Origin of the sequence: Devosia sp. MC532, assembly GCF_016461625.1 — a bacterium.
Classification (GTDB): domain Bacteria; phylum Pseudomonadota; class Alphaproteobacteria; order Rhizobiales; family Devosiaceae; genus Devosia.
Genome location: NZ_JAEMNZ010000006.1, coordinates 172,284 through 198,574, shown reverse-complemented (window position 1 = coordinate 198,574; position 26,291 = coordinate 172,284). Strand labels below are relative to the sequence as shown.

The 26,291-nt window shown below is 57.2% G+C and carries 23 protein-coding genes and 1 tRNA gene; 7 read left to right on the top strand and 17 right to left on the bottom strand.

What is annotated here, in order from left to right; translation table 11 throughout:
- The first annotated feature begins 23 nt into the window (after positions 1–23).
- Positions 24–1,514, top strand: a complete 1,491-nt coding sequence (purF, locus tag JHC09_RS09865) for an amidophosphoribosyltransferase (protein ID WP_169196690.1) — start codon at positions 24–26, stop codon at positions 1,512–1,514.
- Positions 1,514–2,248 carry an SDR family NAD(P)-dependent oxidoreductase gene (locus JHC09_RS09860; RefSeq protein WP_182395176.1) on the top strand — a complete coding sequence of 245 codons (735 nt, stop codon included), beginning with the start codon at positions 1,514–1,516 and terminating at the stop codon, positions 2,246–2,248. Before purF ends, JHC09_RS09860 begins: the two co-directional genes overlap by 1 nt.
- A gap of 75 nt (positions 2,249–2,323) precedes the next feature.
- Here the strand turns inward: JHC09_RS09860 and JHC09_RS09855 are convergent, their stop codons facing one another.
- From JHC09_RS09855 to guaB, 11 genes are all read right to left on the bottom strand, one after another.
- Positions 2,324–3,610, bottom strand: a complete 1,287-nt coding sequence (locus tag JHC09_RS09855; RefSeq protein ID WP_199531857.1) for a hemolysin family protein — start codon at positions 3,608–3,610, stop codon at positions 2,324–2,326.
- Between the two features lie 160 nt (positions 3,611–3,770).
- A complete protein-coding gene (gene der, locus JHC09_RS09850) occupies positions 3,771–5,225 on the bottom strand; it encodes a ribosome biogenesis GTPase Der (RefSeq protein ID WP_169196687.1) in 1,455 nt (484 codons plus the stop codon).
- Between the two features lie 24 nt (positions 5,226–5,249).
- On the bottom strand, positions 5,250–5,984 hold the full coding sequence (locus tag JHC09_RS09845; protein ID WP_169196686.1) for a tetratricopeptide repeat protein: 735 nt from the start codon (positions 5,982–5,984) through the stop codon (positions 5,250–5,252).
- A 92-nt stretch (positions 5,985–6,076) separates the two neighbouring features.
- Positions 6,077–7,825, bottom strand: a complete 1,749-nt coding sequence (locus tag JHC09_RS09840) for a diguanylate cyclase (RefSeq protein WP_199531810.1) — start codon at positions 7,823–7,825, stop codon at positions 6,077–6,079.
- Between the two features lie 243 nt (positions 7,826–8,068).
- Positions 8,069–9,637 (bottom strand): glutamine-hydrolyzing GMP synthase, encoded by a 1,569-nt coding sequence (guaA, locus tag JHC09_RS09835; protein ID WP_169196684.1) that lies wholly within the window; start codon positions 9,635–9,637, stop codon positions 8,069–8,071.
- A gap of 102 nt (positions 9,638–9,739) precedes the next feature.
- Positions 9,740–10,225, bottom strand: coding sequence for a TspO/MBR family protein (locus tag JHC09_RS09830; protein WP_199531809.1), 486 nt, complete (start codon positions 10,223–10,225; stop codon positions 9,740–9,742).
- Between the two features lie 68 nt (positions 10,226–10,293).
- On the bottom strand, positions 10,294–11,583 hold the full coding sequence (locus JHC09_RS09825; RefSeq protein WP_199531808.1) for an RsmB/NOP family class I SAM-dependent RNA methyltransferase: 1,290 nt from the start codon (positions 11,581–11,583) through the stop codon (positions 10,294–10,296).
- Between the two features lie 10 nt (positions 11,584–11,593).
- Positions 11,594–12,019 (bottom strand): MAPEG family protein, encoded by a 426-nt coding sequence (locus tag JHC09_RS09820; protein WP_169196681.1) that lies wholly within the window; start codon positions 12,017–12,019, stop codon positions 11,594–11,596.
- 75 nt (positions 12,020–12,094) lie between these two features.
- Positions 12,095–12,220, bottom strand: coding sequence for a hypothetical protein (locus tag JHC09_RS17060; RefSeq protein ID WP_282567682.1), 126 nt, complete (start codon positions 12,218–12,220; stop codon positions 12,095–12,097).
- On the bottom strand, positions 12,213–12,455 hold the full coding sequence (locus JHC09_RS09815) for a hypothetical protein (RefSeq protein WP_199531807.1): 243 nt from the start codon (positions 12,453–12,455) through the stop codon (positions 12,213–12,215). Before JHC09_RS09815 ends, JHC09_RS17060 begins: the two co-directional genes overlap by 8 nt.
- Positions 12,456–12,583: 128 nt before the next feature.
- Positions 12,584–14,086: an IMP dehydrogenase gene (gene guaB / locus JHC09_RS09810; RefSeq protein WP_182395167.1), complete on the bottom strand. Its 1,503-nt coding sequence runs from the start codon at positions 14,084–14,086 to the stop codon at positions 12,584–12,586.
- A gap of 290 nt (positions 14,087–14,376) precedes the next feature.
- Between guaB and JHC09_RS09805 the strand changes: the two genes are divergently transcribed.
- Positions 14,377–15,123 carry a GGDEF domain-containing protein gene (locus JHC09_RS09805; protein ID WP_199531806.1) on the top strand — a complete coding sequence of 249 codons (747 nt, stop codon included), beginning with the start codon at positions 14,377–14,379 and terminating at the stop codon, positions 15,121–15,123.
- 102 nt (positions 15,124–15,225) lie between these two features.
- Positions 15,226–16,614, top strand: a complete 1,389-nt coding sequence (locus JHC09_RS09800) for an MFS transporter (protein WP_199531805.1) — start codon at positions 15,226–15,228, stop codon at positions 16,612–16,614.
- Positions 16,615–16,680: 66 nt separating this feature from the next.
- Here the strand turns inward: JHC09_RS09800 and JHC09_RS09795 are convergent, their stop codons facing one another.
- The 5 genes from JHC09_RS09795 to JHC09_RS09775 all read right to left on the bottom strand — a co-directional run bounded on the left by JHC09_RS09795 (position 16,681) and on the right by JHC09_RS09775 (position 21,579).
- On the bottom strand, positions 16,681–17,424 hold the full coding sequence (locus JHC09_RS09795) for an RlmE family RNA methyltransferase (protein WP_169196676.1): 744 nt from the start codon (positions 17,422–17,424) through the stop codon (positions 16,681–16,683).
- Positions 17,414–18,412 carry a Ppx/GppA phosphatase family protein gene (locus JHC09_RS09790; RefSeq protein WP_210257132.1) on the bottom strand — a complete coding sequence of 333 codons (999 nt, stop codon included), beginning with the start codon at positions 18,410–18,412 and terminating at the stop codon, positions 17,414–17,416. The genes JHC09_RS09795 and JHC09_RS09790 overlap by 11 nt, the downstream gene beginning before the upstream one ends.
- Before the next feature lie 313 nt (positions 18,413–18,725).
- Positions 18,726–19,544 (bottom strand): DeoR/GlpR family DNA-binding transcription regulator, encoded by an 819-nt coding sequence (locus JHC09_RS09785; protein WP_199531804.1) that lies wholly within the window; start codon positions 19,542–19,544, stop codon positions 18,726–18,728.
- Positions 19,544–20,557: a hypothetical protein gene (locus JHC09_RS09780; protein WP_199531803.1), complete on the bottom strand. Its 1,014-nt coding sequence runs from the start codon at positions 20,555–20,557 to the stop codon at positions 19,544–19,546. Before JHC09_RS09780 ends, JHC09_RS09785 begins: the two co-directional genes overlap by 1 nt.
- 35 nt (positions 20,558–20,592) lie before the next feature.
- Positions 20,593–21,579: an extracellular solute-binding protein gene (locus JHC09_RS09775; RefSeq protein WP_169196673.1), complete on the bottom strand. Its 987-nt coding sequence runs from the start codon at positions 21,577–21,579 to the stop codon at positions 20,593–20,595.
- A gap of 129 nt (positions 21,580–21,708) precedes the next feature.
- Between JHC09_RS09775 and JHC09_RS09770 the strand changes: the two genes are divergently transcribed.
- The 3 genes from JHC09_RS09770 (at position 21,709) to JHC09_RS09760 (ending at position 24,710) form a co-directional block, all read left to right on the top strand.
- Positions 21,709–22,770, top strand: a complete 1,062-nt coding sequence (locus tag JHC09_RS09770; RefSeq protein ID WP_199531802.1) for an ABC transporter ATP-binding protein — start codon at positions 21,709–21,711, stop codon at positions 22,768–22,770.
- Between the two features lie 2 nt (positions 22,771–22,772).
- Positions 22,773–24,416: an iron ABC transporter permease gene (locus tag JHC09_RS09765; protein ID WP_199531801.1), complete on the top strand. Its 1,644-nt coding sequence runs from the start codon at positions 22,773–22,775 to the stop codon at positions 24,414–24,416.
- A gap of 220 nt (positions 24,417–24,636) precedes the next feature.
- Positions 24,637–24,710 (top strand) — tRNA-Gln (locus JHC09_RS09760).
- A gap of 128 nt (positions 24,711–24,838) precedes the next feature.
- Here JHC09_RS09760 and JHC09_RS09755 read toward each other — a convergent pair.
- The gene (locus JHC09_RS09755; RefSeq protein WP_199531800.1) at positions 24,839–26,164 is read right to left on the bottom strand and encodes a TIGR03808 family TAT-translocated repetitive protein; all 1,326 of its coding nucleotides are present in this window, start codon (positions 26,162–26,164) and stop codon (positions 24,839–24,841) included.
- Positions 26,165–26,291: the final 127 nt, after the last annotated feature.

The following is a 26,291-nucleotide window of genomic DNA, read 5'->3' as shown; positions in this document are numbered from 1 at the left end:
GTCCAACTGCAAGGAGACCCAAGGTGACCCATCTCGCAGATGACGCTTTCGACCTTGATGGAGACACCCTGCATGAAGAGTGCGGGGTGTTTGGCATTTTAGGACACCCTGAAGCTGCCACCCTGACGGCGCTCGGCTTGCATGCTCTCCAGCACCGCGGCCAGGAAGCGGCCGGTATCGTTTCTTTCGACGGCGAGCGCTTCCATCAGGAAAAGCGCATGGGCCTCGTGGGTGATCACTATACCGACCCAGCCGTTCTCGCCGGTCTCCCCGGCCCCATGGCCATCGGCCACACCCGCTATTCCACCACTGGCGAAGTTGCCCTGCGCAATGTTCAGCCGCTCTTTGCAGAACTTGATGCCGGTGGCATTGCGGTTGCCCACAATGGCAATTTCACCAATGGCTTGACCCTTCGTCGCCAGATCATCGCGACCGGCGCAATCTGCCAGTCGACCTCCGACACTGAAGTCGTTCTCCACCTCATCGCCCGCTCCCGCCAGACCTCTTCGACCGACCGCTTCATCGATGCTGTTCGCCAGATGGAAGGCGGCTACGCCATGTTGGCGCTGACCCGCACCAAGCTGATGGCGGCGCGCGACCCAGTCGGCATTCGTCCGCTGGTCATGGGCGATCTCGACGGCAAACCAATCTTTGCCTCTGAGACCTGCGCCCTCGATATCATCGGCGCGACCTATGTCCGCGACGTTGAAAATGGCGAAGTGATCATCTGCGAATTGCAGCCCGATGGCACTGTGACCATCGATGCCCGCAAGCCGCGCGATACCCAGCCCGAACGGCCCTGCCTCTTTGAATATGTCTATTTTGCGCGCCCGGACTCCATGGTCTCGGGCCGTAGTGTTTATACAGCCCGCAAAAACATGGGCGCTAACCTGGCCAAGGAAGCGCCCGTCGTCGCCGACGTTGTCGTGCCCGTCCCCGATGGCGGTACCCCAGCTGCGATCGGCTACGCCCAGCAGAGCGGCATTCCCTTCGAACTTGGCATTATCCGCAACCACTACGTGGGCCGCACTTTCATCGAGCCGACCCAGCAAATCCGTGCGTTCGGCGTCAAGCTCAAGCATTCGGCCAACCGCGCTGTCATTGCTGGCAAGCGCGTCGTGCTGGTGGACGATTCTATCGTGCGCGGCACCACTTCGGTCAAAATCGTGCAGATGATCCGCGATGCGGGTGCCACCGAGGTTCACCTTCGCGTCGCCAGCCCGATGATTTATCACTCCGATTACTATGGCATTGCCACTCCGGACCCGGAAACGCTGATCGCCAATCAGTACGAAACACTGCAGCAGATGTGTGAATTCATCGGCGCGGATTCGCTGGAGTTCATCTCTATCGATGGCCTGTACGAGGCCGTTGGTGGCGAAAAGCGGAATCCAGAAGCTCCGCAGTTCACCGACCATTATTTCACAGGCGATTATCCAACGGCTTTGACGGACATGAATGGTACGTCTAAGCACGACCCACACAAAGCTTCGCTTCTGAAGGTGGCTGGTTAATGTCTGAAAATACTGAACTTGCTGGCAAGGTCATTGTCGTCACCGGGGCCTCGCGCGGCATTGGCTACGCCACTGCCCTCGAGGCGGCTCGACGCGGCGCACATGTTATTGCCATCGCCCGCACGGTGGGCGGCCTTGAAGAGCTAGACGACGCCATTCAGGCGATTGGCGGCTCGACAACCCTCGTTCCGCTCGACCTGCGCGATGGCGACGCCATTGATCGCATTGGCGCGGCCATCTACGAGCGTTGGGGCAAGCTGGACGGTCTTGTCGCCAATGCTGGCCTTCTGGGCGTGTTGAGCCCGGTAGCGCATTTAAAGCCTGACGAGTTCGACAAGGTCTTCTCGGTCAACGTCACCGCCAATTATCGCCTCCTGCGTTCGCTGGACGTGCTTTTGCGCCAGGCCGACGCTGGTCGTGCGGTTTTCGTCTCTTCCTCGTCAGCGCGCTCCGCAAAGCCTTTCTGGGGCCTTTATGCAGCCAGCAAGGCTGCACTTGAGGCGCTGGTGAAGTCGTATTCGGGTGAAATCAGCACCACCAATGTGCGCGCCAATGTGTTCTATCCGGGTGCTGTCCGCACAGCGATGCGCGCCAAGGCTATGCCGGGTGAAGATCCAAACACCCTGCCCCAACCGTCTGACATTGCTCCGGCAATTGTCGATCTGCTGAGCGCCTCGGTCACGGAAAACGGCAAGGTTTTCAATATCGAAACCAAGGCATTCGAAGCGATCTAATCGCAGCAGACACTGCAACTCAAAAGGGCCCGCACCATTCCGGTACGGGCCCTTTTCTTATTCTGTTCGACCGTCTCAAGCCGCGGGGGCGACCGCTGTCACCAGCACCTTATCGATGCGGTGACCATCAAGGTCGATCACCTCAAAACGCCAACCGTCCCGCTCAAAACTCTCACCCAGCTTTGGCAGGTGATTGAGAATGGATAGGATGTAACCGGCGAGCGTTTCGTAGCGCGCATCCTTGGGGATGTTGAGCTTGAAGCGCTCCGACAGATCATCGACAGGCATCCAACCGGCTACCAGCCACGAGCCGTCATCACGCTGTGCGATAGCGGGTTCGTCACCGGGCTCTTCGTTGTAAACGCCTGTAATGACTTCGAGAATATCGCCATAGGTGACGATACCTTCAAAGTGACCATATTCGTCGACAACGAGCGCCATTTGGGCTGAAGAGTTGCGAATGGCTTCGACGACGTCGAAGGCATCAGCGTGTTCCATGACCACCGGCATAGAGCGCACGAGCTTGCGCAGATCGGGCTGCTGTCCGGTCGCCATTGCTGGCAGCAGGTCTGAGAGCGAGATCACACCCATGATCGAATCTTCATCACCATCGGCAACGAGAACCTTGGTGTGGTTCGTCGACAGAATCGTCTGCAAGCTCACTTCGTAAGGGTCGCGAATATCGATCGTCACCACGTCAGGACGTGGGGTCATGATGCCGCGAGCAGAACGATCCGCGAGGCGCATAACGCCCGAAATCATCGAATGCTCTTCGGTTTCAAGAACACCGGCAGTGGTAGCTTCAGCGATGATTGTACGGACTTCTTCTTCCGTCACAACCTCTTCGCTCTGACCGCTCTGACCGAGCAGGCGCAGTACCAGCTTGCCCGAAATATCGAGGAGCCAAACGACCGGCGTACCGACCTTGGCCAAGATATACATGGGCTGGGCAACGCGCGACGCAACCAGTTCGGGATTACGCAGCGCCACTTGCTTGGGCACCAGCTCACCCAAAATCAGCGAGCCGTAGGTGATCAGGACGACTACGACACCAACACCAGCGACATCGGCGATGTTGGTCGGAACGCCAACGGAGTAAAGCCAGACGGTTAAGCGCGCACCGAGTGTTGCACCGGAGAAGGCACCCGAAAGGATGCCGACCAGCGTAATACCGATCTGGACGGATGAAAGGAACTTCCCAGGCTCTTCCGCGAGACGCATTGCGGTAGCTGCGCCTTTATTGCCTTGGTCAGCCATGACCTTGAGGCGGGCGGGACGGGAAGAAACGACGGCCAGTTCTGACATGGCCAAGGCGCCGTTCACGAGAATCAGAACGACGACGATGAGGATCTCTGTAAGCAACAAAGTGCAAAATTGGCAGGCCGTGACCAATGACGGGCTGTTACGACCGCGCCAGTATAGGGATCACGGTCCAGATGTGAATAGGGGACGAGGGAGTAAGTTTGCCTTACAATCCCTCGCCCCCCTCTTTACTTTTGGAGCTAGCTCCGAACCGAAACGCTTAGTCTTTTGGCGCGTAGGGGTTTTTGCCGCCGCGCAGCCAAATACGGATAGGCGAACCCTTGATGCCGAAGGCTTCACGAAGGCCGTTCACAAGATAGCGTTGATAGCTCATCGGGACGACTTCGGGACGCGAAGCGAAAATGATGTACGAAGGCGGACGGGTCTTGGCCTGCGTCATGTAACGCATCTTGAGACGACGACCAGCAACTGCCGGAGGTGGATGGCTCTCGATCATGCCCGAAAGCCAACGGTTGAGGCGCGAGGTCGAAACGTGAGCATTCCAGGAACGCTCCACCTCGAAAATCGCTTCCATCAGACGGTCGATATTCTTGCCGGTGAGGCCAGAAAGCGTCACGAGCGGAATACCGCGCACCTGCGGCAGCAGGCGTTCGCATTCTTCACGCAGCTCAGTGAGCGTCTTGTTCTTGTCTTCGATCAGGTCCCACTTGTTGAGCGCGATGACCATGGCGCGGCCTTCACGTTCCACAAGATCGGCCAGAGCCAAATCCTGCTTTTCAAACGGGATCGTCGCGTCGAGCATAAGCACAACGACTTCCGCGTATTGCAGCGAGCGCAGGCTGTCGCCTACTGCCAACTTTTCCAGCTTTTCCTGAACGCGCGAACGACGACGAATACCGGCGGTATCGACGAGGTTGATCGTGCGGCCTTCCCATTCCCATGGAACGAGAATGCTGTCGCGGGTGATGCCGGCTTCCGGGCCGACCAGAACGCGTTCTTCGCCAACCATGCGGTTGACGAGAGTCGACTTGCCCGCATTCGGGCGGCCAACGATGGCGACGTTCAAATAGCGCTTCGGGTTCCAACGCAGTGTTGCGTCGTCGCCTTCGCCTTCGAGCATGTCGGGAGTGATATCGACATCAACTTCAGGCAGGAAGTCGAGATCGGACTGCTCGCCAGCTGCAGCGTCAGCTTCTTCCTGCGCCTTCTTTTCAGCAGCCTTATCAATAGCAGCCGAAACGATGGAGTAGAGTTCAGAAAGACCAAGACCATGTTCTGCCGAAAGCGCGATCGGCTCGCCAAAGCCGAGCTTGAACGCTTCCACGAGGCCATGCTCGGAAGCCTTGGCTTCGGCCTTATTGCCCACGAGGTGGACATGCTTGCCCGCCTTACGCAGAACCTGCGCAAAGCGTTCGTCGAGCGGCACAACGCCAGCGCGCGCGTCGATCATGAACAGGATGACGTCGGCTTCATTGATTGCCAGCTCAGTCTGCTGGCGCATGCGATCTTCTAGGCTGCCGTCACGAACGTCTTCATAGCCTGCCGTGTCAAGAACACGGAAGGTAAGATCGGCAATATGACCTTCAGCTTCACGGCGGTCACGCGTGACGCCGGGGGTGTCGTCAACCAGCGCGATCTTACGACCAACGAGCCGGTTGAATAGGGTCGACTTGCCTACGTTTGGGCGGCCGACAATGGCAACGGTAACCGTCATGGCGGCGTCCCTTCAAGGGGTATGTTATTCAGCTGCCGGGGCTTCTTCAGCCGCAGGCGCTTCGTCAGCGGCTGGAGCCTCATCGGCGGCAGGCGCGTCAGCAGTGACAACGCCTTCCGAGAGCATTTGTGCAAGATAGAACGACATGCGGCTGCGCGTAGACTGAGCAGCGAGCGGATCATTCAGAACCGCTTCGAAGCTGGCCTGAGCCGCTTCGCCTTCGCCAGCCTTATACTGAGCCAGGCCCAGCAGTTCGCGCGCCACACGGCGCAGTGGATTGTCGTCAGTTGCCAGCGTTGCAATGCGCGCTTCAACGTCAGCCAGTGTGCCCGTGTCGACGAGCAATTGAGCGGCCGACAAGAGAGCCAGCTCACGCAGGCGCGGGTTGGACTGGGTGTTGGCGACACCATCATAGGCGGCAACGGCGGCTGTCGAGTCGCCCTGTTCGCCCAGAAGTGCTGCAGCGCGGAACTGCGCCAAAACAGCGTAGCCGCCGCCCTTAGCCGAGATGGCTTCGAGCTGAGCGCGAGCCGCTTCAAGATCACCATTTTCGGCCGCATCATAGGCCAAATAGAGTTCTTCTGATGCCGCTGCCGACTGTGATTTCGTATACCAGCTCCAGCCTTCGTTGACCGCTACCAGAGCGACGATCGCGACGGCACCGCCAATGACAAAAGGAGCATACCGCTTCCACATGGACCGAATACGGTCTGTGCGCAGTTCTTCATCGATTTCGCGGAAGATATTGTCCTGAGACATTGGCAACCTGAATTGGTTCGAAATTTCCCGGCAGCTTTAGCATGAGGTCCCCGGATTGCAAACATCCATAGGCTGCGTCTCGTTGGACTATTCTAGGCTTCCCCCGCGGTGTTGATCACATATCTGTCGCGGCCCTGCTGTTTGGCTTGATAAAGCGCCTCATCGGCCCGCGCGATTAAGTGTTCGACATATCCTTCAACATTCTCTCCAACGGCGCATCCGGCGCTAACTGTTAGGCGCCCTGTGTGCGAGGAGATGTGATTGACATCCAACTCGCGGACCACTTCGTTGATGCGGTTGAGCACAGTGACAGGCCGAATAACGCCCGGTAGAGCCATCAAAAACTCTTCGCCCCCGTAACGGGCGACAAGGTCCGTGCTCCGGGTCAGCGAGAGCAGTGCTTCGGCTACCCGCTTGAGTACAGCGTCTCCCGCTAGGTGGCCATAATGGTCGTTGAATTCTTTGAAGTGGTCGACATCGACCATAACAATCGCCAATGGAATTCCAGTCGATTTGGCGTCCGCCCAAAGCTTGCCAAGCCGATCATCAAGTTCACGACGGTTGGCAACGCCCGTTAGCGCATCTTGAGAACTCAATAGCGCCAGAGATTCGCGCTCAATCAGCAAACGCTGATTTTGCTCCTGCAGGGCCTGTTCCCGCAGCACGCTCTCAGTGACATCAACCATGAACCCGGTCGCCCGCACCGCCTGCCCGTCTTGCGTTTGTATCGCCGCTGCCGAGCGCACCCAGCGGACTTCACCGTCAGGGTGCACCACGCGGAAGACGATCCGGTAGTCTTCACCTGTGGCGAGCAGCTCTTCAGCGGTGTGACGCACCTCCGTGGCGATCTGAACATCATCGGGATGGATCATCGGTCCAAATTCGGCCACTGACGAGATCGGCTGCGCGGGGTCGCGGCCGACGATGCGATACCAATTGTCATCGCAAACCATTTTGTCGGCGCGAATGTCGTAGTCCCAAATCCCTAGGCCACCAACATTGGCTGCCATGCTCAGCCGCTCTTCACTCTGCCTGAGAGATTGATTTGCCATGTGCTGTGCGGTGACCTCACGCGAGACCACCAAGATCGCAGTGGTTTGCCCATTGGCATCCAAAACTGGGGTCAAACTATTGTCCCAGTGCTGCGGTGCCTGCCTGGGAATGACGCTTCGACCCGCAAAACGACCAATGTTGCTATTGCGCGCAGCTTCAATGGCCGCTCGACCGGCCTCGCGGACATCGTCGGGCAAAAGATCCAACCAGGGCATTCCAAAGGATGAGCCTTCTGGCACCCCCAGCGCGCGACAACCAGACTTGTTCATATGCAAGACCATGCCATCGGGCGTGATGAGCTTGATGCAATCTACGGAGATGTCGAGCATCTGTGTCTGCATCGAAGCCTTGGTCTCGAGCAAAGCCTCACGGCGGCGAATGGCATCGATGTCCGTGGCCAAGCAGAGCAGGGTGTCGGCGGTCAGTGGGCTCAATGTGACCACATGCCAGCGGGATGATCCAGACCGGGTGAGCAGGCGCAATTCAATCGAGGTGCGGGCATTGGCAGCTGCCTCAGAAAAGCACGAAAGCGCCACATAGCGATCCCCCGGCTCGACAAGGTTCAGCCAGGAATTTCCAATGCTTGTGGCTTCAGCCTGAGTGTTGGCGTCCTGCCATTGAGCGTTGATCGCCAAGACTAGACCCTGTCGGTTCAACACAGCAGCCGGCGAAGGCAAGGCAGAGACAATAGTAGACGCCAAATCACCGACTGGTAAGCGGGACTGCGTGTCGGTCTTGTTGGGAGGAGGCCCAGCCTGCAATGACACAATGGAGAGATGGTTCGTCACTTCGCTTAACCCCCTATCGGCGCCCGCCGTCGAAAGAGTGTCGCAAAAACGGCTGCAAATCTGAAATCACAGACTCTGCTGCAGTAAAGGAACTCTTCAACCGGCACTGACGCCAACCGACACTTTTTGCCTTATTGGCACCATAATAACGCGTCGACCGGAGGCGGAGTTGCAAACCAACGACAACAAACAAAAAGTGCCGGTAGATCGCTCTACCGGCACTTTCAAATCAGGTGCGGGAGATCATTCCCACTCAATGGTGCCGGGTGGCTTGGACGTCACGTCGTAGACGACGCGATTGATGCCACGGACTTCATTGATGATACGGGTCGCGGTCTTGCCGAGGAAATTCATGTCGAACTGATAGAAGTCAGCCGTCATACCATCGACCGAGGTCACGGCGCGCAGAGCACAAACGAATTCATAGGTGCGACCATCGCCCATCACGCCAACGGTCTGAACCGGCAGCAGTACGGCGAATGCCTGCCAAATCTTGTCGTACTGACCAGACTTGCGGATTTCGTCGAGATAGATCGCATCTGCCTTGCGCAGAATGTCGAGCTTTTCGCGGGTGATGCCGCCCGGGCAACGGATCGCAAGGCCTGGACCCGGGAATGGGTGACGGCCAATGAAGCTATCCGGAATACCGAGATCGCGACCAAGCTGGCGGACTTCGTCCTTGAACAGCTCGCGCAGCGGCTCGACCAGCTTCATGTTCATGCGTTCTGGCAAGCCACCCACATTGTGGTGCGACTTGATGGTGACCGACGGGCCACCGGTGAACGACACAGATTCGATGACGTCTGGATAAAGCGTGCCCTGGGCGAGGAACTCTGCGCCGCCGAGCTTTTTGGCTTCTTCTTCGAAGGTTTCGATGAAGAGACGGCCAATGATCTTGCGCTTGGTTTCAGGATCGACCTGACCTTCAAGTTCGCCAATGAACTTGTCGGAAACGTCGACGTGAACCAGCGGAATGTTGAACTGATCGCGGAACATGGTCACGACCTGTTCGCTTTCGTTCATACGCATCAGACCGTGGTCGACGTAGATGCAGGTGAGCTGATCGCCAATGGCTTCGTGGATCAGAACAGCGGCAACGGAGGAATCAACGCCGCCGGAGAGACCGCAGATAACGCGACCGGAACCGACCTGTTCGCGGATCTTGTCGATCATCTTCTGGCGGTAGGCCTGCATGGTCCAGTTGGACTGGAGGCCGCAAATCTTATGCACGAAGTTCTGGAAGAGCTTAGCGCCATCTGGAGTGTGAACCACTTCAGGGTGGAACTGAACGCCCCAGATTTTCTTCTCTTCGTTCGCAATCATCGCGAACGGCGCATTCGGCGACGTCCCAACGACTTCAAAGCCTTCTGGCAGGGAAACGACGCGGTCGCCGTGGCTCATCCAAACTTGGTGGGCGGCACCGTCATCCCATACGCCTTCGTAAAGCGCGCTAGGCTTGGAGACGACAACTTCGGCGCGACCGAATTCACGGTGGTGACCGGCTTCGACCTTGCCACCGAGCGCCATGCAGAGGGCCTGCTGACCGTAGCAAATGCCGAAGATTGGCAGGCCAGAAGTCAAGATGACTTCTGGAATGTGTGGAGCGTTCTCATCGAGTGTCGACGCTGGGGAGCCCGAAAGGATCACGCCTTTGGGGTTCATCGCCGCAAAAGCGGCGTCTGCGGACTGGAACGGATGGATTTCGCAGTAAACACCAGTCTCGCGGATACGACGCGCGATCAGCTGGGTGACCTGCGAGCCATAGTCGACAATGAGGATGGTGTCGGTGGGGGCGGTGTCTGGGTGCTGCATGGCCGGGCTTTACAGCCAGTTTCGGGATTCCGCAAGACCAGTGATGCGCAGACTTGCGTTACAAAATCGAGGGAGCAGATCGCTCCCTCAGTTTCGCAAGGCTTAGCTGTTCATCGCGGCGATTGTGCCGCAGAGGACCGTCGCAAAACTCACCCACGCCAGATAGGGCACAAACAGCCACGCCGCGAGCATATCGCGATGGCGCACGGTCAAAATGAAGGCGACGATTGTTACCCAGAGCACCACAATAATGCCGAAGGCGAGCCACGGCATTTCCGCCCCGAACCACACGGGCGACCACAGAAAGTTCAGCACCATCTGGGCATACCACAGCATCATGGCTTTGGATTTGGGATTGTCCATGACCACGCGCCAACCAGCGATAGCGATCATGACATAAAGTATGGTCCAGACGGGGGCAAACACTGCACCCGGCGGGTTCCACGAGGGCTTAGCCAAGCTCTCGAACCAAGGACCGGGAGGGGTTTGGGTGCCGATAAAGCTACCGATCCCCACGACAGCGACAATGAAGACAGCGAGGACAATCCAGGATTGTGGCGTGCGGTAGTCAGTTGTCGCGGCGGACATTAGCGTTCTCCAGGCCCATTTGGGAGGAGAACGCCGAGTTTGTCGTAAAGTTCAATGCGGAGGGCGGTTTATGCCTTTTTGCGCAGCAGGTGGATGTAGAAACCGTCGGTGTTGGTGCGTGCTGGCGTTAGCATCAAGCCACCGGCTGGGGTCTCCAAACCTTCAGGCAAGTCCGAGATCAAAGCCTTGCGCCAAGCTGTTGCCATCGGGACGGTTTCGACATTGGCGTGGCTCTTAACGAAATCAACGACTTGATCATCGTTCTCCTCGGGGAGAACGGAGCAGGTAATATAAACCAACGTTCCGCCCACCTTCAGGAAGGTCAGAGCTTGTTCCAAAAGGGCAGCCTGTTCAGACTGACGCAAAGCGATCAGCTCTGGAGTGAGCTTCCACTTGGTGTCCGGGCGACGGCGCCAAGTACCCGTACCGGTGCAGGGCGCATCAACAACGACGCGGTCGATCTTGCCGATCAACTCGTCGAGCGCGCCAGGGTTCGGAGCGCGAACCTGTGCGTTGCGCACGCCATTGCGCTTGAGGCGGTCATAGATCGGCGCCAGACGCGAGCGGTCGCTGTCATAGGCGAAGATCTGCCCGGTGTTGCCCATGGTCGCGGCCAGCGCGAGGGTCTTGCCCCCTGCCCCAGCGCAAAGATCGAGAACCTGTTCGCCTTCCTTGGCGCCAGCCAAAGCCGAAACGATCTGGCTGCCCTGATCTTGAACTTCAAACCAACCCTTAAGGTAGCCTTCGTCGGTTGTGACATTGGGCGTCCGCGCATCGCGTGGACCGGCCGGCATGGTCAGACCGAATGGCGCAATCGCAGTTTCTTCAGGGGTAAAACGCGCCAGCGATTTTGCGACCTTTTGCGATGTCGCCTTCAGCGCGTTGGCACGAATATCGAGCGACGGACGGCCAGTCATGGCATGACCTTCGGCAATAAAATCATCGCCAAAAGCGCGCTTGAGTGACGGTATGAGCCATTCGGGCAAATCGGCCTGGACGTGTTCCGGCGCGCTCGAAAGATCGGCGGTCGCGCCAGCGATTTCTTCAGCGCTCAGCGCTTCTGGCGCATGGCTATCCGCAGCAAACAGCTCGTTGAGCGCCTCCGGGCTTTCGCCCCAGCCTCGCAGGATAACGCCCAACACAAGGGCGCGCGGGGTGTCTGCGCCCATGGCCGCTGCGAGTGAGGACCGCGAACGCAATGCGTCGTAGACGATATTGCCGATAGCGGCGCGGTCACCTGCGCCAGCGAAACGGTTGTTGATACCCCAAGCCTTGAGCGCTTCTGAAACCGGGCGCTTGCGCTGCTCCACATCGGACAGAACTACAATGGCGGCGGCGATACGGCCGGGAAGACGCATGGACAAATACTCAGGCTAAGAGAATGCGAATGAGGAGCCATAGCCAGAACAGGGCGAGCACGACAAGGCCGGTGCAATAGACCACGAACCGCTTTGGCAGATTATTGGTAGTGACGTGTATGCCAGCGTGGATATAGCGAGACGCCACGAAAAGCCAGCCCAGCGCCGCTTCAATCCACCCGACCGCGCCAATCTGTAGCGACAGCACAACGGCCACATAGAACAGCACGGGGAGCTGGAATTGATTGTCGAAGGAGTTTGAAAGCAAACGCGCTTTCAGCGGATAGGCGGTTCGATCAACCGCAACATCCGCCATGCGGATTTCACCGCGTGCAATGCGAGGCACCCGTTCCCGCCCCATCAAAACCAAGATGACGAGCGTGAGGATCACTTGAGCGACAACGGCAAATAGCAGAATTTTCGCAGTTAGCGGCATTTGGCAAAGCTCTTGAAGAGAGTCGGGATGCGAGGCTAACGCGCCGAAAGATAGGATGTTTCGTCTTCAGCGAGGTTATTCAGCCGGATGGTGGCGCTTGCGGTGAGCGTTGTCTTGAAAGTGCGAAGTAACGCGAACGAGCACCAACACAAAGACCAGAACAAGGGGTCCCCAGAGCCACAATAGGATCGTTTCAATCATGGAGATGCTCCAGCTTTGCAAGACTGCACTGCGCTTCAACGAAAAGAATAGCACCGATTGTTACGCCTAACAAACAACCAGCGACAATGTTCCGCCAGTCAGCTCTGGTTTGCGCAGTGCGCGTCACAAACCCGACATATGGCGCGACAAGCGAGGCTAAAATGCTGCCTGAGCTTAAATTGCTCAAAAATGCTGCCGTCATTTTGATCTGCTCAGATTTGACATTGCTCCGCATGGCGCAGCTCCTCCCCCATCGCCACAAACTGTAAGCCTGAAGCGCGCTGTGGGTTAGTGTAAGAACTCCCAAAACAAAAAGGCCCCTCCCGTGCGGGAGAGGCCTTCAATTTCAACCGGCTAAAAGACTTAGCGGCCGGAGCGGTAGTTTGGCGCTTCGCGGGTGATGGTCACGTCGTGGACGTGGCTTTCGCTCAGTGCAGCGCCAGAAATCTTGACGAACACAGAGTTCTCGCGGAAGTCCTTGAGATTGTGCGCGCCGGTATAGCCCATGGATGCACGCAGACCGCCAGCGAGCTGGTGGAGAACCGCGCCAGCCGGGCCCTTATACGGAACCTGACCTTCAATGCCTTCAGGAACGAGCTTCATCTGATCGCGCACGTCCTGCTGGAAGTAACGGTCAGCCGAACCAGCACCCATTGCTCCGACCGAGCCCATGCCGCGGTAAGACTTATACGAACGTCCCTGGTAGAGGAACACTTCGCCCGGAGCTTCGTCAGTCCCTGCGAGCAGCGAGCCAACCATGACGCAGGCCGCACCGCCAGCAAGTGCCTTGGCCATGTCGCCCGAGAACTTGATGCCGCCGTCTGCGATGACAGGAATGCCGGCCTTTGCGCCTTCTTCCGCACAGCTCATAACGGCCGCAAGCTGCGGAACGCCAACACCGGCGACGATACGGGTAGTGCAGATCGAGCCCGGACCAATGCCGACCTTAACGGCGTCAGCGCCAGCATCGATGAGGGCCTTGGTGGCTTCCGCAGTCGCAACATTGCCCGCTACAATGCGGACATTATTGTTTTCGCGCTTGATGCGCTCGACAGCTTCGGCAACGCGCACCGAGTGACCGTGGGCGGTGTCGATGACCAGCAGGTCAACACCAGCGTCGATCAGGGCTTGCGAGCGTTCGTAACCATTGTCACCGACGGTCGAGGCAGCAGCTACGCGTAGGCGGCCCTGTTCGTCCTTGACGGCGTTCGGGTGGAGCTGAGCCTTCTCCATGTCCTTAACCGTGATCAGACCGATGCAGCGGTAGTCTTCATCGACGACCAGCAGCTTCTCGATGCGGTGACGATGCAGCAGAACCTGCGCTTCTTCCTTCGAAACGCCTTCACGGACCGTGATCAGGTTCTGATGAGTCATCAGTTCCGAGATCGGCTGTGCTGGGCTCTTTGCGAAACGCACGTCGCGGTTAGTGAGGATACCAACCAGCTTGCCAGTCAACCGACCGCCCTTACCGCCGTTTTCGACAACAGGAATACCCGAGATACGGCTCTTCTGCATGAGCGAGAGCGCATCCGCCAAGGTCGCATCGGGACCAATGGTGATCGGGTTTACGACCATGCCGCTTTCAAACGACTTGACCATGCGAACCTGTTCCGCCTGCTCAGTAGCGGTCAGGTTCTTATGGATAACACCCATGCCACCGGCCTGCGCCATAGCAATCGCCATGTTCGCTTCGGTAACGGTATCCATGGCCGAGGAAAGGATCGGCAGCTTGAGCGCGATATCCTTGGTCACGTAGGTCGAAATGTCGGTTTCGGTCGGCAGAATGTCAGAGCGCGCAGGCTGGAGGAGCACGTCGTCAAACGTGAGCGCGGCATCGCCAGTGATAGTGGTAATAATCTTTGCCAAGGCCAGAACCTTCCTGCCTACTGTCAGTACAGAGATGTTGGAATGTGAACCGGCGCGGAGATCGTCGCGGGTTCAGGTTGGCGATGGTGCATACCACCGGAGTGGCGACTTGCCTAGTGCCTGAGTGCGTCTGATTGGTAAGGGGACACAATCAGAAGCTCATCGACACATTTGATGTAATAGCGCGACAAACTTAAATCACTTAGTAAATAGCTATTGGCACTATTCATAGTCTTCCGGTGGGGAACTATTATGCAGCCCAACATGGGTTTCGGCTTCAGGAGAGCAGCTTGAGAATTCGCGCTATCTCCCGAATTACCAATGCTTTTCGATCGGCCGCAGCGCGCTTAGGTTTCCTGCGCACAATAGCGATGTTGAGCATCATCGTTTTTGCGCTTCACCAAGTTTCACAGGCCCAACGCTGGTCTGACCATATTCCTGACGCCTTCCCCTTCGCCGACCATGCACTGGTCTTGATGGCAATAATTGTTGCCTGCACGATCATTGTCTTTCTACTTTTCGAGATTTCTCGAGTCGCGCGGGAAGTCACTATCGTCGAACAATCGGACGCGATTACTGAAGTATTCACACGCGAACATGGTGCAGCGATCATTCGCAGCGAGTTCAATCGTGCGCTTCACAACAAGAATTTTCTCGCTGTCATGATTTTGGACATCGACAGCTTCAAGAAAATCAACCTTCAATATGGCTATGCTGCGGGCGATAAAGTCCTCGCCATGCTGGTTGAGCGATGCCAAAGCCTATTGAGACGTCAAGACGTCATTGGCCGCATGGGCGACGCGGAGTTCTACGTCATCCTGCCCAGAACTGAGATATTGGCAGCGCATATTATGGCCGAGCGATTGCGTGCCGCCGTGGCCAACGATGCGTTCATGCTCGGTGGGGTCCCCGTCGACATTACCATCAGCGTGGGCGTTGCAGAGCTTGAGGCAGAAGACACGCCAGAGACGCTTATTCGCCGCGCCGATGCGAAATTGTCAGTCGCAAAAAGCGAAGGTAAGAATAGAGTTCGATAGAACGAACGATTTAAGATGGATCGGGCTGGCCGCAGGAGGTCAAACCCACCATAATTGCTTCGGCTTCTGCCTGCCCTTTCCATAGACTCATTGGTTAGCCTTGTGATCCGCGTCACCCCGCTCATTTTGGCGGTCGCTCTGTTCATGGAACAGATGGACTCGACTGTCATCGCCACCAGCCTACCTGCAATTGCAGCCGATATCGGATCTGAGCCCATCGCCCTAAAGTTGGCGCTGACGGCTTACTTCGTGGCGCTGGCGATCTTCATCCCTATTAGCGGGTGGATGGCCGACCGTTTCGGAGCGAAGAATATCTTTCGTCTGGCGATCTTCGTTTTCATGCTGGGGTCGCTGGCATGCTCCTTTGCAAATTCGCTCGAGACCTTTGTGGCATCGCGCTTTTTCCAGGGCATCGGGTCGTCCATGATGACACCCGTCGGCCGCTTGCTGCTCGTGCGCTCAACGCCCAGAAACGAACTCGTTTCGGCCATGGCTTGGCTCACGGTCCCCGCGCTGATTGCCCCGGTGACAGGACCGCTCATCGGCGGTTTTCTGACGACATATCTCAGCTGGCATTGGATCTTCTGGATCAACATCCCGATTGGTATCGCCGGGATCATCTTTTCGGGCATCTACCTAAAAGTGCCGGATGAGCGCACACCGCGCCCAATCGATCTGGTCGGGTTTCTCATCGCCGCCGTCGCCTTCTCGGGCACGGTATTCGGTCTGTCCGTGATCAGCCTTCCAGCCGTTCCCATCACTTATGGCTATCTGACACTGGCGATTGGACTTGTTGCTACTGCCCTTTATGTGCTGCACGCACGCCGCGTGACCTATCCCCTGCTCGATCCCAAGCTGTTGCGCCACAAGCTTTTCCGATCCTCGATAACGGGCGGATCGGTGTTTCGCATCGGTGTGGGAGCCGTTCCGTTCCTCCTACCGCTGATGTTGCAACTCGGCTTTGGCATGACCCCATTTGAAAGTGGGGCCATCACTTTCGTGTCGGCGCTCGGCGCGATGGGGAGCAAGTTCATTGCCGAACGTGTCTACGCCCGCTGGGGTTTCCCGCGCGTCCTGGGCGTCTCGGCGGTGTTAGGCGGCCTTCTCATCGGCGCGCAGGGTCTGTTCACAGCCGAAACAGCGGCGGCGGTCATGATGGGCGTAATCGTATTCGGCGGCGTACTCCGCTCGATCTTTTTCACGGGGTCGAACGCCCTGGGCTACGCAGACATTTCCGATGAAGAAGCCAGCCAAGCCACCGCCATTGTGGCGGTGTCCCAGCAGTTGTCGGTCGCCTTCGGTGTTGCTGTGGCGGGTGCCGTGATCGAGATCACGCGCCATTTCACCGGTGGCGAACTAACGCTGATAAACTTCCAGATCGCATTCTTCGCGGTCGGCGCCCTTAGCGCCCTCGGTGGATTGGTCTATTTCACCCTACCCGCAAACGCGGGCAGCGACGTGTCGGGGCATAAGGGCCGCGCCAAAGGCTAACTCGCGACAAGATGAAACGAAAAGACCGCCTCGAAGGGCGGTCTTATGGTTCAGTCTCGCGGCTGACTATTCGTCGTGATCGTTGTTGTGTTCATGCCGGAAATCCAGGCCTTTGAACCCCTTCGCCACGAGATAAGCCTCTGCGGAGTCTTTGCGGCTTGAGGGCGGTTTGGAGTGGAAGGTCGTATCAAAATGGCGTTTGAGCATGTGCAACAGCTCATGCTCGGTGCCGCCTTGGAAAACCTTGGCCACAAACGTGCCGCCGGGCTTGAGGACCTCAATGGCGAAGTCTGCCGCAATCTCGATGAGGTGAACGATACGAAGGTGGTCCGTCGGACGGTGGCCTGTGGTCGGCCACGCCATATCCGACATGACAACGTCGGCCTTATGGCCACCCAGCATGTCGATCAACATGCCCGGAGCATCATCCTCGGTGAAATCCTTGCGCAGCAGGTTCACACCAGGGATGTCGTCCATTTCGATATAATCGATACCGATGACGAGCACATTGTCCGGCGTCGAGCCAACAGCGGTGGCCGCTACCTGCGACCAGCCGCCCGGCGCTGCACCAAGATCGACGACGCGCATGCCCTTTTTGAAGAACTTGTGCTTTTCATCCATCTCTTTGATTTTGAAGGCAGCGCGAGAGCGATACCCTTCAGAGCGTGCGCGCGCCACATAGGGGTCGTTGAGCTGACGCTCAAGCCACTTCGTCGACGCGACTTTACGGCCCTTGGCCGATTTAACGCGAATTTTAAAGTCTCTGTCGGACTTACGACCGCCTGTGCCCAGGGCTTTACTATTGGCCATTGCCCGCCCTCCTTGGATGTCGAATTGGACGCTTCTGGGAGCGATCAGCGTCCATAAGGGAAATCAAAATACCTTCACGAAGACCACGATCGGCAACCCGAACACGATCCGTAGGCCATTCACGACGGATGGCCTCAAAAATAGCACAACCGGGAAGCACGAGATCAGCGCGATCCTTGCCTATGCAAGCATGCGCGACACGGCGCTCGAATGGCATGTTCAGCAGAACGCGCATGGTTTCATCAACCTGATCGCGCCGCATCCACAAGCCGTCAACTTTCAGACGCTCATAGCGTTCCAGGCCGAGATGTAAACCCGCAAGCGTCGTCACCGTACCAGAAGTGCCAATCAAATGGACTGGATGTTCGGCAATCATCTGACGCAGCTTTTCGCGGCCACGGAACTGACGGAGGTGCTCAGAAACGTAGGAGACCATGTCTTCAAACGTCTCGCGCGTGACATTCACACCACCGAATTTCTCGGCAATCGAGACCACGCCAACTGGCATGGACTGCCACGACCGAATAGATGCGGACATCCGCCCCTGCGAACGCGGTCGACCGCCACGGAAGTCGAGCCAAGCCAGCTCCGACGAACCACCGCCGATATCAAACATCAGCGCGCCTTGCGCCTGAGTATCAATCAGATCGGCGCAACCGGTAACGGCCAATTCGGCCTCAGTGCGACGATCAACGATCTCAAGTTCGATCCCAAGCTCGCTCTTCACACGGGCCAAGAATGCAGGACCATTTTCAGCGGCGCGGCAGGCTTCGGTTGCGATCAAACGCATGCGCGTCGGCTGATGCTCGCGCAACTTGTTCCGGCACATTCGAAGGGCGTCCATGGTGCGTTCCATCGCGCCATCAGCCAAACGACCGGTCACAGAAACGCCCTCGCCTAGTCGGACAATGCGTGTGTAGCCATCTAAAACGCGAAAACCCCTTTCATGGGGTCTGGCAATAAGAAGACGGCAATTGTTCGTTCCCAAATCGAGCGCAGCGTAAATGGCGCCGCGGTGTCGACGGGGATTCGGGGCGTTTAGGGTCCGCGGATCCGGCGATCCGGGCGGCGCAATGGCTGCCCTATCCTTCCGGCTTTGACCGGAAGATACACCGGCCCCTGCCTCGGCTTTTAAGACCGAAACAGCGGCGGACCGAGTAAGATCGGCCACGGGATGTCTCCTTAGTGCGCGGTCGCCAAGGCCGGAAAGCCGGCCGCGCCCGAACGCACCTTTGTTGCGTTGTTGAGACTAAGGTAGAGCATGGCATGCCCCAGCGCAATCAAAAGCATCCGCCTCATCCTCACACGCGGATGATATCGAGACCTTTCAACGTCGTAGCGTCGTCAAAATATGTGGCGGGATCACCGTTTGTGACAAGCACATCGACTTCGGAGAGATGCGTGACCACATGGGGCGCGTTCTGGCTGAATTTTCCGTCATGAGCGACGAGTACGACCCGCCGACTCAGAGCGAGAACGTCGCGGACTAGATCGACCTCCATCGGATCGAACTCCAGCACGGAGCCCTCCCGATCAATCGCGCTAGCGCCGATGATGGCGATATCAAACTTGAACTTTTGCCGACTACCGTCGGCCAGGGTGAGGATGGAAGTGTCCTTATTGCGCACATAGCCGCCGTAAACATAGACGGTGGCGTCGGTATTCATCGCGCAGCTATAGATGACTTCCAGATTGGGCGACGCCACCAGCATGCCAGGGAAGTCTGCAACAACTTGATGGAGGCCGTGGAAGGTCGTCCCTAGGCCCACAAACACCGTGGCGCCGTCAAACAGGATCGGCTTGAGCGCATTAACGAGCTGGCGTTTGATGTCGACTTCGGTGCTACCGCGCTCATTATAGGTGTATCGCGCGACACCCGGGGCCGCGAAAGCGCCGCCAAAGCCTTTGACCAGCAGGCCCCGTTCGTTGAGCAGTTTTAAGTCCCGCCGAATAGTCTGGGTGGTGACGTTAAACTGCTCAGAAAGTTCCGAAACAGACGCTGCGCCATTAGCGCCTATGGCGGCAAGAATTTGCTCTTGCCGCTCATTCAGGCCGTTAGAAGCGGCCGGAGAGTCCGCGCGCTGAGACAACAATCCTTCAACACGCGTCCGGCCACTCATTAGAGCTTAATCCCTAGATAGGTTCTATCATCGGTGAGTTGGGTATCAGTCGTACCCTTTGTGCTCATATAGCGGGCGATTTTGTGGAAGTCTTCTGCCTCTACCTCTTCGTGAGCGGCCTCCCATGAGGCCACGCCGAAACGATCGCCAAGCTTGAAATAACCATCGGAGAAAAGCTCGATGGTGTGAACGTCCTTGAGGGAGTAGCTGCGGGTTTCGATGTAGCGTGAAGGCACAGCAAAACCGTCGAGCCCGCCGTAGCCCAGCACCAAATCGGTTACGTTCTGGAAATCGCCCTGCGCGAAACAGATACCACCATGAATGAGCGCCTGAATTTCAGCCTCAGGAACATTCGGCAAATGCGCTGTGCACGCCGCAAGGGCCCGCTGCTCGATGTTAGCAAGAAATTGTTGATCGGCCGTGTCTGTACCAGCTTCCTGATGCTTTGTGCCGCGCCAAGTGATGTTTGCTGCAAGCGCATCTGCACGCACGCTATCGTAGCCTAGAGCGCGGAAATGGCTCCATGTTTCGCGGCGCATGATAGCCGTAACATCGTCCAAAGGCTTGAGGACCTGCAGAACATCTTCGCCATTGATACGCACGCCACTATCGCCAACAGCGATGATCTCTAGGCGATCACCGATGATCAGCGCCGCCATGACGGTACAACCGCCACGCAGCTTCCAGTCGGCTGTAACGGCGTCGACAGCGCCGGCCTTCGCATATTCGGCGAATATCGCCTGCCCGAGGTAGTCGATGAAATGCTCGGCCCCTGCAAACTGCAAGTTCGGCTGGCGAGCATCGCCCTGTGCCAGAAGGAACTTCTCAATGGCCGCCTGAACCGTGCGTGACGCAAACTGGCCAGACAACATGCCATTATACCGCGTCCCATTGCGGTCGGTTACGCCGTCGATAACGGCGTAACCCCTATTTGGTAGAATGACGAGACTATCTTCATTGGCCCCTGGATCGGCGAACTTCTTGCCGAGCGAAAAGGCTTCCATGTGCTTCATTCAAACAAATCCCGTCAGTCTTATAGATAGTCAGATTATTCGCCGATTGCCGTGCGCCACTTGGCGAGCACTTCTTCGGTGCCACCAAGATCGTCGAGCGACTTGATCTCAATCAGTTTGACGGTGTTCAGGTCTGGTGCACCTGGAGGTGGAGCAACGTCGGTGCGGATTGCACGACGGCCGATCTCATTGGCGAGGAGTTCCTGCGTCGACTTGGACATTGCCCAGTCGAGGAAGACCTTACCGCCATCTGGGTTTGGCCCACCCTTGACGAGCGCGATACCATCTGGCGCCGCGACTGTGCCGTCAGCGAGAAGCACAACTGCCATTGGCGCGCCGCCATTGCGGTATTCGATGGCATTGTCTTCGAGGGTCAAGCCCATCGAGGTTTCGCCGTCAGCGATGAAGCGTGGAACGGCGCCCGAACTATCGGTGAAGACGAAATTCTTCGCCATTTCAGTGTACTTCGCCCAGCCATCATCACCGAAAACGGTGAGCGCGGTCTGAAGCTGCTGCACAGCCGAACCCGAGTTATCTGCGCGAGCAGATGCGATCTGGCCGTGCCACTTAGGATCGACCAGGTCAGCCCAATTCTTTGGTGCGTCTTCGAGCGAAACCATGTCGGTATTCACAGCGAGGACATAAACAACCGCAGTATACGGGGTCCAAGCATCGCTCCGAACGAACTCAGCGTTGAGCGCTGCGTGATCCTTAACCTGATACGGCTCGAGCAAATCAGCATTTTCGGTCAGCAAGCTACCGGTCACCGACCAGATAACGTCTGCTGCTGGTGCGCCTGCTTCAGCGCGTGCGCGGCGGAAGATGTCGCCCGAACCGAGCTGGATAACTTCGGCCTTAAGGCCTGTGTCGGCTTCAAATACTGGCAGAAGGCGGTCCACGATGGATGACTTGTGCGCAGTGTAAACGACAACCGAACCTTCGGCTGCCATTGCGGGGCTCATTGCAGTCGTTGCTGCTAGTGCGAAGGCAAATCCGACCAATGTCCGTTTTGCAACACTCATTTGTTCCTCCTGTTCCCTTTTGATCAAACTTATGATCGTTTCTGATCATGGAGCGACATTGCACTTGTTGCAATACGAAAATTGTGTTTGCTTTCAAAGCACAGAGAACGAGGGAAATGAGGGGCTGGAATGGCTTATTTGACAGTCACCGACGGGGTGAAGCAGTTCGTGGGCTTCCGCGCGCTCAATGGCGTTTCGATTTCAGTGGAAGAAGGGGAATTCTTCACGCTGCTGGGACCATCTGGTTGCGGGAAAACCACCCTTCTGCGCGCCATCGCCGGATTTAACGATCTGACGTCGGGCAGCATCACATTGGCGGGCAAAGACTTGCGCGCGCAGCCACCTCACCAGCGCGATATCGGCATGGTCTTCCAAGACTACGCCGTTTTTCCGCATTTGAGCGTGTTTGATAACGTCGCTTTTGGCCTCAAGCCCCGCAAGGTTCCTGCCCCAGAAATCAAGACCCGCGTCGCTGCGGCTCTCGACGCCGTGCATTTGGGCGCGCTAGCCGAACGCCTTCCGGCCGCGATGTCGGGCGGGCAACAACAGCGCATCGGCCTCGCTCGCGCCATGGTCATCAATCCATGCCTTCTACTTATGGATGAGCCGCTTTCCAACCTCGACGCCAAGCTGCGTATCGAGTTGCGCGAAGAAATTCGTGACATTCAGAAGCGCGTCAACATCGCGACGATCTATGTTACGCACGACCAAGAAGAAGCGCTGGCGATCTCCGACCGCATTTGTGTGATGAGCGCGGGCCAGATCGAACAGATCGGCACCCCTCAGGAAATCTACGGCAATCCGCAGACCCTGTTCGTCGCGAACTTCGTCGGGACACTGAATACGTTCTCGGCCTCAGCGGGGCTCACGCAGCTTCTCAGTCAGCTCAACCTTGTGGCCGCAATCGCAACAACTTGGGCCATCCGCCCAGAAAGCATGCGTCTTCTGGCAGCAGATGAGGCCGCCGGTTTAGGCGCTGTGGCTGTTGACGGCGAGATCGTCAAATACACCTACCTCGGCCGTGAAGCGCATATTCTCGTAAAAACATCCGCGGGCGAGATCACCGTTCAGCTCGGCGCCGCCGAATTGAAGCGAATCTACACTCCAGGCGATGCCGTCCGTATTCTTATTGCTCGCGAGCACCTTATGGCGTTCGACGCAGATAAGAAGCGCGTGGCTCTGGGGGGCTGACCATGACAGCGCGTTTCGACTTTTGGAAAATCGTAAGTTTCGCGACGTGGGCGATCCTTGCGCTCTTGTTGATTATACCGGTCGGCTCGGTGCTCATTTCGAGCTTTGTCGACCGTTCCGGCAACACCGGGCTCGCCAACTATTTGGCGTTCGTTATGGAGCCCCGCTATCAGCGGGCTTTCTTGAATACGCTCGTGGTGGGCTTTGGCGGTCTTTTTGGCGCCATGTTGCTCGGCTCGATCATGGCCTTCTGCATCTCGCGCTTCCAGATTAAGGGCGGCAAGTTCGTCTCGCTCCTCGCGATCCTCGCCCTCGTGTCACCGCCCTTCATCGGCGCATACTCGTGGATTGTGTTGTTCGGCGCTGGCGGTGTCGTCCGCAGTTGGGCCCGCGAAATCGGGATCAACATGCCTCCAATCTATGGGCTGGGCGGCATTCTCATCGTCTTCGCGCTGAAGTTCTATCCCTTCGTCTACCTGATGGTTTCGGGCGCACTATCGAACGTCAACCGCTCGCTTGAAGAGGCAGCAGAAGGCCTTGGCCTGACCCCACTACAGCGTACATTCAAGATCTCGTTTCCGCTCGTTCTGCCAGCGCTCTCGGCAGGCGGTCTTCTGGCGCTCATCCAGTCTATCGCGGACTTCGGTACGCCACGTCTGCTCGGCCGTGGCTACAACGTGCTCGCCACCGAAGCCTATGCACTTTACTCGGCTGAAGTTGGGTCCAACATGTCCATGGCGACCACCATTTCGGTGGTGCTGATCATGGTCTCTATGGCCTTTGTGATGATCCAGCGCTTCATGTCGCGCAAGAACGTCTACCACGGCAACATGATCAACAAGCCGATCAAAATTCAGCTCCAAGGCTGGCGCAATTGGCTGGCGCACTTCGCTGTCTATTTCATCGGCCTCTGCGGTGCCATGCCGGTGATCATTTCGGTCATCTACTCGTTGCGCAAGACCAACGGCCCTGTGTTTCAAGATGGTTTCGCGCTGCAAAGCTATGAGCGCATCATCTTCAACCTCGGCGATGTTGTGCGCAATTCGCTCACCTTCTCCGCTATTGCCGTGGCCCTGATCGTCGTTGCTGGCACTATTATCGGCGTGCTCGTCGCTCGCCGCACCAGCATCAACACCTCCCTGCTCGATGGGGCGTTCATGATCCCCTATGTGATGCCGGGCATTGTTATCGGTATCGCCTATATTGCCGCGTTCAACACGGGCCCACTCGTGCTGACTGGCACGGCAGCCATCATCATCCTCTCGATCTTTATTCGTCGCCTGCCCTATACGGTGCGCACGACAAGTTCGGCACTGCGCCAAATCTCGCCCAGTCTTGAGGAAGCAGCGGTCTCTCTGGGATATAGCCCATTCCAGGCATTCCTACGCGTAACCGTGCCGCTGATCGTTCCCGGCATCATCGCCGGTGCAATGCTCAGCTTTGTCACTGCGATCAACGAGCTATCGTCCTCGCTCGTGCTTTATGTCGGATCGACGATCACCATGCCGGTGCGCATTTACGTGCTCATTCTCGATGGTGACTTCGGGGTGGCGGCCGCTATGTCTACCATTCTGCTGTTGATCAGTGGCATTGCGGTCTACATCGCGTTCCGCCTGATGGGCAAAAATGAGCAGGCTCTGCTCTAGCCTACAAAATTGCCATCTCGCCCAAAGCGAGATGGCCCTTCTGTCGATGGAGAACGCGAGAAGAAATCAACAGGATTTCGCGAACTCGCGCACTGATTGCCCAATGAAGGCTTGACCCAAAGCCCACTCCGCTTTTAAGACACGGTCATCAGCGGGATAGCGAAGTTTACGAATTTCACCCGACTGACCAGCAGCCATGCTGTCAGCCCTTTGGGCCTGCTGGGGAATAGTTCAATGGTAGAACAGCGGACTCTGACTCCGTCAATCTTGGTTCGAGTCCAGGTTCCCCAGCCAAATTTCCCTAAGCTTCGAAATCGGAATAAGTCCTAGGAAATCCAGGTTTTTGGGGACCGCTTAGTGCTCTGCCGGTTGCGGACCCTAAATATGCGCGAGGCGTCCGACGTACGCGATCAATCATATCGCTAGTGCACGCTGTTTCCATCAATCGCGATCTTGGGATGGCTCCCAGCGTCACCGATGAGGTCGGTGACAGTGATATCCCTCCAATGCGTGCCGACAATCGCGTGTAAGCGAATGCCAGACAGCAGGTTGTCGCTAATTCGGGACGGCCCGGCCCCGTCGACAACACTGACCGAAATGCCAATATCGCAGTGTCTAACGACATTATCGCTGACCAGCACATCCCTAAGATAAGTGCCCCAACCAACAACGATCCCCGTCCCCGGCACCGCTTCGACTATATTCCCCACGATAGCTGCGTCGGCCTCTGCTGCGATCCCATAGGGAACTACATCGGGATTTGTCAGTGAGGCGCTCGCAATATTGCGGACAATATTGCCCTTGCAGACGGACAAGCGTCCATTGTGGTCGAAATTCGTCATTGAAATCCCGGCCGCTGCGCCGTCGATCACATTGTCGCTGATGATGGAGCCAGAGAAACCAAACTCGGAGTAGATGGCGACTTCGCCGCTCTTCTCGCAGTGATTTCCGATGACGCGGGTGTCGTTGGTGGCGTTGAGCCGTATGGCAGAAAATGTGCAATCGACGATGTGATTGTCGGTTATGCTCACGCCATCAGCGCGAAATACGTTGATGCCATTGCCGTTCTGCCCGTTGCCGCCATCTTTCCAATCGATCGTGCTTATACGGTTTCCAAAGATGCGCGAGCGGTCAGCGCCACTCTCCGAACGCCAGATGCGGATACCGCCATTCCCGCACCGCGTTATGACATTGCCGCTCAAGTCCAGGCCCCGGCTATCGGTCGAAAACACAGCGGTGTCAGCGATGTCAGAGAAGTCGCAATCCTCGATGCGACCTTCGGCATCTTGTAACCAGACCCCCATCCCTGACGAGGACACGAAGCGACAATCTCGCACTGTGAAATTGCTGGCACTCACAAATTCCAGCAAAGCTCGCCCCCCGCGAGACAGCGGATTGCCTGCGAGGACCAGCCCTTCAAGCACGACATGGCTGCAGTCTTGTACCGCCAAGATAGTGTCTGCGACGTCGAGGCGAAGAACGGTCTGCCCTGAGCCCCGGACGATGAGCGGTCCACCGATGGTGATTAGATTGGTCGCAAATTCCCCTGGGCCGACCAAAAGTGGCTGTTGCAGGCTTATGGCGGCGTCAATCGCGGCCTGAAGTGAGCTAGTCTGGTCGCCATTTGATGGCGACAGTCTAAAATCATTTGCATCAACAAAGCGTTGAGCGGCGGCATTGTTTGCGAGTGCTAGGCTGGCGCCGACGCCAATACTGCCACGGAGAAGATTCCGGCGCGAGACTGTCAACTTGGCCTCCTCTTAGCGCGGTTTCGCGCAGACGATTTCATGTCGAACGCCAAATTACGACGTGCGCGGTTAGCATTTTCTTCAACCAGCGCCAATACTATAACGCGCACTGTTTAAGTAAAGAACG